The 10,722-nt window shown below is 30.8% G+C and carries 13 protein-coding genes and 1 pseudogene; 8 read left to right on the forward strand and 6 right to left on the reverse strand.

All coding sequences use genetic code 11. The features are described from left to right. Together VIM70_RS11180 and VIM70_RS11185 are read right to left on the reverse strand one after the other, a co-directional pair. Positions 1-480, reverse strand: a 480-nt coding sequence (locus VIM70_RS11180) for an MFS transporter (RefSeq protein WP_331945841.1), incomplete at its 3' end; no start/stop codon positions are given. 142 nt (positions 481-622) lie between these two features. Further along, positions 623-1,258, reverse strand: a complete 636-nt coding sequence (locus VIM70_RS11185; RefSeq protein WP_331945842.1) for a TetR/AcrR family transcriptional regulator — start codon at positions 1,256-1,258, stop codon at positions 623-625. Between the two features lie 434 nt (positions 1,259-1,692). On the opposite strand from VIM70_RS11185, the gene VIM70_RS11190 reads away from it, so the two are divergent. Further along, positions 1,693-2,184 (forward strand): pyridoxamine 5'-phosphate oxidase family protein, encoded by a 492-nt coding sequence (locus tag VIM70_RS11190; RefSeq protein WP_331945843.1) that lies wholly within the window; start codon positions 1,693-1,695, stop codon positions 2,182-2,184. A 240-nt stretch (positions 2,185-2,424) separates the two neighbouring features. On the opposite strand, the gene VIM70_RS11195 is transcribed toward VIM70_RS11190, so the two are convergent. Further along, positions 2,425-3,093 carry a hypothetical protein gene (locus VIM70_RS11195; protein ID WP_331945844.1) on the reverse strand — a complete coding sequence of 223 codons (669 nt, stop codon included), beginning with the start codon at positions 3,091-3,093 and terminating at the stop codon, positions 2,425-2,427. Between the two features lie 348 nt (positions 3,094-3,441). Between VIM70_RS11195 and VIM70_RS11200 the strand changes: the two genes are divergently transcribed. The 6 genes from VIM70_RS11200 (at position 3,442) to VIM70_RS11225 (ending at position 8,808) form a co-directional block, all read left to right on the forward strand. Next, positions 3,442-4,461: an epoxyqueuosine reductase gene (locus VIM70_RS11200; protein WP_331945845.1), complete on the forward strand. Its 1,020-nt coding sequence runs from the start codon at positions 3,442-3,444 to the stop codon at positions 4,459-4,461. Positions 4,462-4,612: 151 nt separating this feature from the next. Next, positions 4,613-6,535 carry an OPT family oligopeptide transporter gene (locus tag VIM70_RS11205; protein ID WP_331945853.1) on the forward strand — a complete coding sequence of 641 codons (1,923 nt, stop codon included), beginning with the start codon at positions 4,613-4,615 and terminating at the stop codon, positions 6,533-6,535. Then, the gene (locus VIM70_RS11210) at positions 6,522-6,863 is read left to right on the forward strand and encodes a PqqD family peptide modification chaperone (protein WP_331945846.1); all 342 of its coding nucleotides are present in this window, start codon (positions 6,522-6,524) and stop codon (positions 6,861-6,863) included. The genes VIM70_RS11205 and VIM70_RS11210 overlap by 14 nt, the downstream gene beginning before the upstream one ends. A 407-nt stretch (positions 6,864-7,270) precedes the next feature. After that, on the forward strand, positions 7,271-8,122 hold the full coding sequence (locus VIM70_RS11215) for a MerR family transcriptional regulator (protein WP_331945847.1): 852 nt from the start codon (positions 7,271-7,273) through the stop codon (positions 8,120-8,122). A gap of 161 nt (positions 8,123-8,283) precedes the next feature. Beyond that, on the forward strand, positions 8,284-8,454 hold the full coding sequence (locus tag VIM70_RS11220) for a hypothetical protein (protein ID WP_331945848.1): 171 nt from the start codon (positions 8,284-8,286) through the stop codon (positions 8,452-8,454). A gap of 114 nt (positions 8,455-8,568) precedes the next feature. Then, positions 8,569-8,808, forward strand: a complete 240-nt coding sequence (locus VIM70_RS11225; protein ID WP_226136721.1) for a CDGSH iron-sulfur domain-containing protein — start codon at positions 8,569-8,571, stop codon at positions 8,806-8,808. Positions 8,809-8,930: 122 nt separating this feature from the next. Here the strand turns inward: VIM70_RS11225 and VIM70_RS11230 are convergent, their stop codons facing one another. After that, a complete protein-coding gene (locus VIM70_RS11230; RefSeq protein WP_331945849.1) occupies positions 8,931-9,368 on the reverse strand; it encodes a hypothetical protein in 438 nt (145 codons plus the stop codon). Positions 9,369-9,391: 23 nt separating this feature from the next. Next, complete coding sequence (locus tag VIM70_RS11235; RefSeq protein WP_331945850.1) at positions 9,392-9,589, reverse strand: hypothetical protein; 198 nt, start codon at positions 9,587-9,589, stop codon at positions 9,392-9,394. A 172-nt stretch (positions 9,590-9,761) separates the two neighbouring features. On the opposite strand from VIM70_RS11235, the gene VIM70_RS11240 reads away from it, so the two are divergent. Then, positions 9,762-10,148 carry a helix-turn-helix domain-containing protein gene (locus VIM70_RS11240; RefSeq protein ID WP_331945851.1) on the forward strand — a complete coding sequence of 129 codons (387 nt, stop codon included), beginning with the start codon at positions 9,762-9,764 and terminating at the stop codon, positions 10,146-10,148. 157 nt (positions 10,149-10,305) lie between these two features. Here VIM70_RS11240 and VIM70_RS11245 read toward each other — a convergent pair. Further along, positions 10,306-10,722: pseudogene (locus tag VIM70_RS11245) on the reverse strand (iron-containing alcohol dehydrogenase); the annotation flags it as partial.

The following is a 10,722-nucleotide window of genomic DNA, read 5'->3' on the forward strand; positions in this document are numbered from 1 at the left end:
TTGAATAATATATCCACTTAAGGTTGGCCCAATAGCAGGAGCTGCCATTGCTGATATACCCCAAACTCCAAGGGCTAACCCTCTCTTTTCAAGTGGTACAATCTGATATATCATAGCCATACCAACTGGCATTATCATACCTCCACCAATAGCCTGCACAACTCTAGCTGCAATCATTGTGTCAATACTAGTTGACAATCCGCAAAGGGCAGAACCTATAGTAAATACTGTTAAGGCAAAAATATATAGCTTTTTAATCCCAAATCTATCTCCGAGGTATCCAGTAAATGGAATAACTATACTCATAGTGAGCATATATCCTGTAAGTATCCATTCTATTTGATCTGTAGAAACTTTAAATATCGTCATCAGTTTAGGAATGGCCACATTTACTATACTAGAGTCCAAAATGGCCATAAAAGTACCTACAATAACAACTGTGAGGGCTACCCACATGTATCGTTCATCATGTTTATCCATATAACACACATCCTTCATAACTTTATGCTTATCTACTCTGTAACATAATATTAACTAACTATTTAGTTAATATTAAAAAAAGGCTTTAACAGCCCATTGAGAAATTAAGTTCTGTAATTATATTACATTTAATCTGATCCCATTATTTTTCTTTTATTGCAGATTTATAATACACCTTACGAAATTCTCTAAACACTTCTCTAAATCTTTTTTTTGTCTTTTCCCTATCAAAGCCATAAAATTCAGACCATCTATCCCCTAATGCTAAAAATACCGTTCCAGGCACCATACTAAAGAAAAATGAATATAACATAAGCCCTACAGAATCATCTATTGATATACTTTTCTCCTGCAGCTTGTTTAGTTTAAATTCAAGTGATGGTAATAAAGTATCAAAAATTGTATCGTCACTAGAAGAAGTTTTTAAAGCCTCAATAATTATAATTCGTAATATATCTTTTTTTACTTCCATATAATCAAATAATTCTTCATAAAATTTATCAGCCTGCTCTTCGTCATTCCAGTCAATGCTTTTTGCCAGATTTCCTACTACTTCACTAGTTTCTGTTCTATACCCATTGATAAGCTCTTTTAACAGCCTTTCTTTACTCTCAAAGTAATAATAAATCATTGCTTTATTGACTTTTGCTCTAGAAGCAATTTCATCCACCCTAGCTCCACAAAAACCTTTTTCGGAAAAAATTTGAGTTGCAGCCTCCAGTATTTTTTTCTGAGTTATCTGTGCTTTGTCATTCTGTGAATTTGATTTTTCTTTCATAATAAGCTCCTAAGTTTATTTATTATTATTTAATTAAATAACAACTAACTAACTGTTTAGTTAATTTTACTATAGCGCTATTATAAAGTCAATAAAAAATTTCATATAGAAGGTTTACTCTTTAGATTGACGATACCAAGTAAATTTAAAATGAGTTTATATTACGAAGCTGAAGAATAGTTAGGAGCTCTAAGGGATGCCTTGGAACTTTATTTTTTTACCTATTTTACAATAGTAGCAGGATAAAATCATTTTTAGAGGAATATATTAAATGTGATTAAGACACAGTTGTAATATGATCGAGGAAGATTTGGTTGTAATATAAGAGAAAGAGTCTAAAATAGTGATAAAGACTAACTATCTAATATTTATTGAGAAAACGTAATAAAAACAAGGGCTTAATAATAATGAAAGAATTATAGGAGTGTGTAATTATGTTTAGAAAAATGAGAAGAATAAAGCAATTATTGTCCAAAGAAGAAACAATCGATATTCTACAAGCGTGCACATCTGGAGTATTAGGTGTAATAGGCGATGATGATTATCCATATACCGTTCCAGTAAGTTATGCTTATAAAGACGGAAAACTCTTTTTTCATGGTGCAAAAGAAGGGCATAAGATTGACAGCATAAAAAGGAATGATAAGGTGACATTTTGTGTCATAGAAAAAGATGAAGTAATACAAAAGACTTTTACTACCCATTTTCGTAGTGTGTCTGTTTTTGGTAGAGCAAGGATTCTTACAGAAGATGACGAAAGGAAATATGCCATTGAAAGTTTAGTTGAAAAGTATTCACCTGACTATATTGAAGAAGGACAGCGAGAAATTGAAAGTGGATGGAATAGAGTATGTTTACTTGAAATCAAAATCGAACATATAACTGGTAAAGCAGCTATAGAAATTGTGAATAATAGGCAGAATTAGGTCGTCGCTAATGATTATATTGAAAAATTAAATAAAGGTGTAATAGGTAAATAATTATGCCAAGTTGGACAAATGATTTATTAAATGGTTAGCTAGTAAATATTATTGTATTTACTAGCTATTTTTTAAAAAAATAAACCTTTAGGTTATGATAGTAGCATGGGGAAAAATAGAATGTAGAAAAGTGGTAAAGAAGATTAATAGTATCATTAAAAAACTTAACGGAGATATTGTATAAATTTAAGCCCTTAAAGATACCTGTTCTTCCTCTTCATTTTCAACTTGATCCTTAACAATAGAATTTACAAACTTTTCTCCATATGGAAGGAAAAATTGTATACAAGGACCTGTTAACAATGCAGATATTATTGTACCTATACCAAAAATTCCACCAAATGCAAAGCCCATTATTACAAAGCTAATATCTAATGCCATACGAATCCAACGATATTGTAAATTAGTTTTATCTTTTACAATAAATGGTATAATATCATTTGGTGCAACACCTAGATTACTTGCTGAAAGTATAGAAAATCCAATTGCAATTAAAACACAACCGAATATAACTAAAAGCAATTTTATACCAATATTTAAAGAGGCAATTGGGAAAAATGAAACAGCCTTTACTCCAAGGTCAATAATGGGTCCTACTCCAACTAAGCATATAATTGTTCCTATTTTGATACGCTTTCTTTCAACTATAAGTATTATGCAAAACAATACAAATAAAATAATCATATTGGCATTTCCAGGTGTTTTCTTTAATGAAAATGCTAATCCTTGAGTAAATAAAGTAAATGGATCAGAACCAATATTAGTTTTTAAAAACAAAGCTACTCCAATTTGGATTATACTCATCCCTATAAAAAATAGAATTAGTCTTTTAATTAGATTTAGTTTTTTAGTCATTTTTTTACATCCTTTTTTTCATATTTTATAGTTAGTTAATGTGTGTTTATATTTTATAGTGTTTCATTTGATTTCGTTTACTTTCATTTCATTTACGCTCATCTTAATACAATATTATCACGTTGTCAATGTGATAACTAAATTTCTATATTATAGATATTTTGAAACATTTTTTGTTGCATGTATTTTGTATTTTATAATAACCTTCATAATAACAAGAATTCTGCGCTATAATGAAAGTAAATTAGATGGTCCGGACAATTTACATAAGGAAGTATTAGAGAAACTTTCACAAATTACGATTAATAAGTTTCACAATTAAAAATATAAATTAAGGGGGATTAAGTGATGCAGGAGGACATTTCGACTAAAGTAAAGAAAAAGGCGTATGAATTAGGATATGATTTATGTGGAATAATTGAGGCGAAATCCTTTAAGGAGTTTAGTGAGTATCTTAATGTACGTGTTGAGAAATTTCCTAGCTCAACTCATCTATATAAAAACCTTATTGGACTTGCGGAACCTTTAGAAAAAGCGCCTTGGGGAAAATCAATTATTGTATGTATTAGAAGGTATAATAAATATAAGGTTCCTGAAAACTTAGATAAGTTATTTGGAAAGGTGTTTTTATTTGATGGAAGAGTAGAAAATTCAAAGGAGTATTATGGTAATATTTTATTTACGCAATACCTTGAGAACCAAGGTATGAAAACTTGCCAAGAAGAAGTATCAGCCAGATGGGCAGCAGTTAAAGCAGGATTGGGTTATTTTGGAAAAAATAATTTTGTGTATACAGAATTTGGTTCATTCGTATGGATAGATACTTGGATTGTAGATCTTAGAATGGAGTATGATAAAGAATCTGATGATAAAATGCATTCTTGTCCAGAGCATTGTCACAGGTGTGTGGATGCATGTCCTACAAAAGCGTTGTGTGAAGACTATACTATGGATCGCGGAAGTTGTATTGCACATTTATCATTTTATTCTTCTGAATTACCATCAGAGGATATTAGGAATCAAATGGGAACTTGGATGTACGGATGTGATAAATGCCAAGATGTGTGCCCAATGAACAAGGGAAAATGGAGTGACGAAGAACATTTCCCTGAAATAGATAACATAACAAATTTATTATCTTTAGAACAAATATTAACAATGGATGAAAATACATTCTTAAACGTTATAATTCCAAGGTTTTGGTATATAAGTAAGGATAGAATATGGTTGTGGAAATGCAATGCTATAAGAGCTATGGTCAATAGCAAGGATAATAAATATTATGATTTAATTAAAGAGGCTTGTAAAGACAATAATGATAAAATAAAGACCATGGCTATATGGGCATGTAATAAATTGGAGATTTAGATTTAAATTCATTAAATAAAGCATAAATTGTATAATTATTGGGACTATTGCAAACAACTAAATATATTCCTTTATTCATAATATTGAAAAAAATCGTTTTATGTCGAAAGCATGTTATAATTATTCATAATATAAAAAGGGGGTATGACTTATAGATAATAAGTTATCAAAAGATGCATATGGTGGCGTAGATGGTAAAGACTACGTGCCGTACATTTCAAATGGTTCTAAATCTGGTGGAAGCGTTGCAGTATTAATAATTGGTATTTTTTTAGCTGTTATATTCGCAGCATCAACTGCCTATTCAGGTATGAAATCCGGACTTACAGTTGCTGCTGGTATACCTGGTTCTATAATAGGTTCAGCATTTATAGCCGCATTTTCTAAGCAAAAAGGCATATTTGGTAAAAACTTAGTGCAAGGTATGGCAAGTGGTGGAGAATCTGTTGCTAGTGGTATAATATTTGTTTTACCTGCAATTCTTTTAATCGGTTCTAAAGTTACTTTCTTAGAAGGTTTTATTGTTGGTGTAGGTGGAGTTTTATTTGGTATAGGAATAGCTTCTCTTGTTCACAATTACTTAATGGTTGAAGAACACGGTAAATTAATGTACCCTGAGTCAATGGCTATATCTGAAACACTTGTTGCTTCAGAAGGTGCTGGAGAAGCAATGAAGTACATGGGAATCGGGTTCGGAATAGGTGGTATTATAACTGTTCTAACTAGTTCATTTTTGAATGTAGCTAACAACGTTATAAGCTTTGTAAACGAATCTTTCTACAAGTGGAAATTCGAAGTAGAAGTTAACCCTCTATTATTAGGTATAGGATTCATAGTTGGTATAGATGTTGCTTTAACTATGTTTGCTGGTTCTATATTATCTAACTTCGGTATTATGCCTTTAATAGGTTATTTCGCTACCCTTGGAAAAGATGGTGCAACTGTATGGAATGATCCTAAGGTTGCTATTAATGCTATGCACGTTAAAAATATAGCTGGTAGTTATGTGAAATATATCGGTGCTGGTATGATGCTTTCTGGTGGTTTAATAGGTGCTATAAAGCTTATACCTACTATAATTTCTTCTTTAAAAGAAACTATGAATGCTAAGGCTTCAAATGGTTCTGGCAGTTCATCTTTAGAAAACATAATATTACTTGGTGGTGTAGTAATCGGTTTTATAGGTGGGTTCATGATATCTGGTGGTAATATATTAATGGCAATAGCTGCTTCTATTTTATCATTATTCTTATCACTACTATTTGCTATAGTTTCTGGTCGTTTAACTGGTACTATAGGAACTTCAAATCTTCCTGTATCTGGAATGACTATAGCTTCTCTAGTTCTTGTAACATTATTATTCGTTGTAATGGGATGGAAAAATCCTGCAAATAATAGATCTTTACTTTTATTTGGTACATTTATAGTTACTGTTATATCTGTAGCAGCTGGTTACTGTCAATCACAAAAAGTTACTTTCATAGTAGGTGGCGACAAAAATGAAATGCAAAAATATTATGCGATAGCTGGTATAGTTGGTGTTGCAGTAGTTATTGGTACTATATTGTTACTTTCTAATAAACTTGCAATGACTGGTGATAACGTTCAGTTTGCACTACCTCAAGCTAACTTAATGGCAACATTAACTGCTGGTATAATGTCAGGTACATTACCTTGGGTTATGATAATTGTTGGTGTTGTAATGGGAATTGTTTTATTTTTATTAGGACTTCCTATAATGACAATTGCTATAGGATTCTACTTACCAATAGCTACAACTTCTATAATATTAATAGGTGCTTTAGTTCGAGTATATGTAGAAAAAACTTCTAAATCTAAGATAGAAAAAGATGTTAAAGTTTCTAATGGAATAAGTTTATCGTCGGGTCTTGTTGCCGGTGGTTCAATACTCGGACTTATAGGTATAATACTTCAAGTATCAGGTGTTATAAAAGGAAATGGACCAAGTGGATTTGCTGCTTCTAATGGAATAGCATTTGTAATATTAATAGGTCTAGTAATAGCTACTATAATACCTATAATGACAAGTAAGGTAAAAGATGATAAAAAATAATACAGATGTTTTAAATATAAAATTTAAAGTCTCTAATAATTTAGAGTATGAAGTAGATAAAGACAATATTGTGACTATACTTGAAAAACAAGAGCATAAGGTCCAAAAGTTCTTTAGAAAACTTAGATTTAGAATTCCAGAGTATAAAAAAACTTCTTTAGATGAATATGGAAGTTGTGTGTTTTTACAGATAGATGGCAAGAAAACTGTAAAAGATATTGGCGAAAGTCTAGTGGCAATGCATGGTGATAAAGTTCAACCACTTTATGAAAGATTATTGTTGTTCTTAAACCATATTGATGTTAATTGTCACTATATAAAAAAATGAATTTCCAAGAGCACTTATGTAAAAAAAATAAGGAGTAGTTCACTTTTAGTGAACTACTCCTTATTCATATATATATTATAGCAACAAATAATTCGTCTTCTAAATAGAATGTAACTGGTGGACAGTGGGGTAATAAATATATACTAAAATTAATAAAATGAGTAATATATTAATTAATATTGCTAGTTTTATTTTGTAAATTGTAATGAGATTATTATAAAAACATATGTATCGAAGGATTACTATCGGATGATATATATTTTTGTGGATATTAAAGGATATTAATAAATAGATATTGAATAAGAATAATAGAATATCGAAAATTAACGGGCAAAGGAAAGGATTCGAGTAATGGAGGTTAGATAATTTAGGTCAGCAAGAAAATTTTAACACTAGGGAAGTGCACTGTGAAACATGAAATCAACATAGGTGAAGTGGCCAAAATGCATAATATTCCTATAGCAACCCTCAGATATTATGATGAAATAGGTGTTTTTATGCCATCAAGAGTTAACCAGACCACTGGGTATCGCTATTATTGTCCGGAACAGTTTGAAAAATTAAACACTATCAACTATCTTAAATATTTAGGGTTGTCTTTAAAATCTATAAAGCATCATTTAGAATCTGGTGATGAACAGAATTTATTAAAATTGTTAAGAGAGCAGCAGGAGGTTAATATACAAGAAATTAAGCGAATGAGCTTAATAGGAGAGCGGTTTGATAAGCGAATACAGGAAATAGAGGATGCTCTGCAAGTTAAGGAAGTAGGTAAGGTTTTTATAAAAAGACTACCTAGTCGTAGAACTTTGTGCACCAAGAAAACTATAACTAATCGTGACGAAATGGAAATTTCACTGAAATATTTGGAAAATAAATCCTTTAAATCTTCTTCTATTTTTATTGGAATGGTGGGTCTAACAGTCAGTCAAAGCGCTCTGGAAAATGAAATTTTCTGGGAATACAATGCTATTTTTATTCTCCCAGAAGAGAATGTAGAGAATAGTCCCTTTGTTAAAATAATAAAAGAAGGTGAATATGTCTGTATCTACTATAGGGAGGCCTTTGGTAAATCTCAAAAATACTACCATCAGTTGATGGAATACATTAAAGAAAATGATTATAAAATTATAGGTAATGCTGTGGAAAGGATTATTGTGGATTCTGTAGTTACCAAAAATAAAAGCAAACATCTTTCAGAAATACAAATTCCTATAAAAAGACCAGCTGTTAAGCATCTTTCTGAAATACTAAGATAATCGTAGCAATTCAAAGATTATGTAAAAGATAATATGAAAAATTGTACTAATTACAAGTTGACTCTCAAGTAAGTGAAGACTTTAAAATAAATATTAAATGCATCAAATAAAAAACAGATATTAAGTTTACTGCACTTACTCCATCTGATTATGATAATCTTTTGGGTAGAGGAACTGGAGCTGGCATTATTTTTGGTAATACTGGTGGCGTTATGGAAGCAGCCATAAGAACAGCTTATTTTTATGTCACAGGAAAAACTCCACCGTATAATCTTCTAAACTTAAGTCCTGTTCGTGGTATGGATGGTATGAGAGAAGCCAATGTGCAATAGGAGATATAATTGTTAAAGTTGCAGTTGTTCATGGTATAAGTAATGATTAAACAAATAAATTGTGCATATTAATAAGATTTATTAATATAGAAAGAATTAAGAGGAGAGATAATTATGGAAAAACCTGTAATAGCTCAAAAATCACCAATTGCTGTAGACGTTAAAAAAGGTCAAACTTATTATTGGTGTGCCTGTGGTAAAAGTGCTAGCCAACCATTTTGTGATGGATCACATAAAGGAACTTCATTTACACCATTAGCATTTACTGCTGAAAAAGATGAAACTGCTTATATTTGTGCATGTAAGCATAGTAAAAATCCTCCATTTTGTGATGGATCTCATAATAGTCTTTAGTATAAAAGCATCAAATCAAGGTAGAAACTTTTTAGTATTAATATAAACAAAGTAAAAATAGAGGAGGATTACACATGGGAATAAAAAAAGTTGGGATTATAGTAGGGAGTCTTAGGAAAGAATCATATAATTCTCATATGAGTGTATTCAGTTTTTATCTTATCTGCAAAATTAGAATCTTGTTTTGCTAAATTGACCAGGTACATTAAGACATTACCTGGATACACCACTTCTTGTTTTAAATATGTGATTTCTAATGACCTCCTACTTAATGATACAATGCAATTCTCATTATGATTTTCTCTACAACCCTTGCATAGTCTACAAACACTAGCTATCCCTTTTGCTATTGCATTTTTTTCATAGAATTTTATATCAGTTGTAGGTATTAATTTAGTGCCATCATTAATAGTTTTTCCTCCATTAATTTTAGCTCCTCTTATAGCATTTAATGCAAAACCTATATTGCATGTTGATGAAACACATTGATTTGTTTTATAATATTTGCACTCTTCACAAATTTCTATTAAACTTGTTTCCACATTTTCAAAATAATTCATTATAAATCCTCCCAATCACATTATTAATTTTTATGTTTTAAATACATGAGTAATCCAATAAATCCCCCCATAAATCCACTTAAAAACCCACTCATACTATTGCCTAAGACATTACTTAAAATGGTTTTGGGGAACGGTATCAGATAGTAATTCATTAACCCACTCATTATTGCCCCCATTATTCCACCAATCAATCCATTTTTAATAGCTACATTTTTCATAATAATCTCCTTTATTTATATTTCAATTTAACAATTAAAATTTATTTTAGTGTATAATAAATAATTGTAAAACATATTTTCCTACTCCTATAAAACTTATTAGCAATCAGTTTGGAAATATATTTTTTAATATGTGACAATAAAGTCATCACAAACTAGCGAGGTGTTTAGAGTGGATCAATTATCAAATAGACATGAACAATGTTTTATGAAAGATAAGTGTCTTCAGTATGAAAAATGTCCAATGCTTTTAATTGAAGACATGGTTACTGGAAAGTGGAAATTATTAATTTTGTGGTACTTAAATTATAATAAACTTAGGTTTAGCGATATTCAGAGACAATTGCCTAATGTCTCTCAAAAGGTACTTTCACGCCAGTTAAAAAGTTTAGAAGAAGACAATCTTATCCACAGGGAAGTCTACCCTGTTGTACCACCTAAAGTAGAATACAGCCTAACAGATGTTGGTCAAAGACTAATTCCTATTTTAGAAACGATGCATAAATTTGGAGCTGAATATCTAACAGAGGGTCTTAAGCATCGAGTAGAATCTAAATAATTAATTTAGTAAACTAACACATAACATTGTTAGGAGTAATGAAAAGGTGTTTATTACCTTTAAATGTGTATTACTTTATTATACAGACGATGTTAATAAATATATCCAGTGAACATCATCTTTTTAACCTTACGCCAATAAGCTTAAAGGGATGAAATTACATTGCTTGTCTAAATAATTCAACTACTTGTCTCAAAGTAGCAAGGCGTGGATTTGTTGCCTGACATGCATCATTTTTTGCATTTCCAGCCATTACTTCGAAATCTTTTTCTTTAACTCCAAGTCCAGTAAGTCCTGCAGGAATACCAACTGATTTTGATAATCTTTTAATTGAATCAATTGCAACCTGAGCAGCTACAGTAACAGAAAGTCCACTAATATTTTCACCCATTGCAGCAGCGATTTCAGCAAATCTCTCAGCGCGAGCTAATATATTAAACTCAGATACTATTGGAAGTAAAATAGCATTACAGATACCATGAGGCAAGTTGTAGAATCCACCTAATTGATGTGCCATAGCATGTACATATCCAAGGCTTGCATTATTAAATGCCATACCAGCTAAGAATTGAGC

The sequence above is a fragment of the Clostridium sp. genome, from assembly GCF_036569345.1.
Classification (GTDB): domain Bacteria; phylum Bacillota; class Clostridia; order Clostridiales; family Clostridiaceae; genus Clostridium_AD.

What these genes read in the sequence shown, in the direction of transcription:
- VIM70_RS11185 (WP_331945842.1), bottom strand. Translation starts at nt 1,258, where the DNA reads ATGAAAGAAAAATCAAATTCACAGAATGACAAAGCACAGATAACTCAG.
- VIM70_RS11190 (WP_331945843.1), top strand. Translation starts at nt 1,693, where the DNA reads ATGTTTAGAAAAATGAGAAGAATAAAGCAATTATTGTCCAAAGAAGAA.
- VIM70_RS11195 (WP_331945844.1), bottom strand. Translation starts at nt 3,093, where the DNA reads ATGACTAAAAAACTAAATCTAATTAAAAGACTAATTCTATTTTTTATA.
- VIM70_RS11200 (WP_331945845.1), top strand. Translation starts at nt 3,442, where the DNA reads ATGCAGGAGGACATTTCGACTAAAGTAAAGAAAAAGGCGTATGAATTA.
- VIM70_RS11210 (WP_331945846.1), top strand. Translation starts at nt 6,522, where the DNA reads ATGATAAAAAATAATACAGATGTTTTAAATATAAAATTTAAAGTCTCT.
- VIM70_RS11225 (WP_226136721.1), top strand. Translation starts at nt 8,569, where the DNA reads ATGGAAAAACCTGTAATAGCTCAAAAATCACCAATTGCTGTAGACGTT.
- VIM70_RS11230 (WP_331945849.1), bottom strand. Translation starts at nt 9,368, where the DNA reads ATGAATTATTTTGAAAATGTGGAAACAAGTTTAATAGAAATTTGTGAA.
- VIM70_RS11235 (WP_331945850.1), bottom strand. Translation starts at nt 9,589, where the DNA reads ATGAAAAATGTAGCTATTAAAAATGGATTGATTGGTGGAATAATGGGG.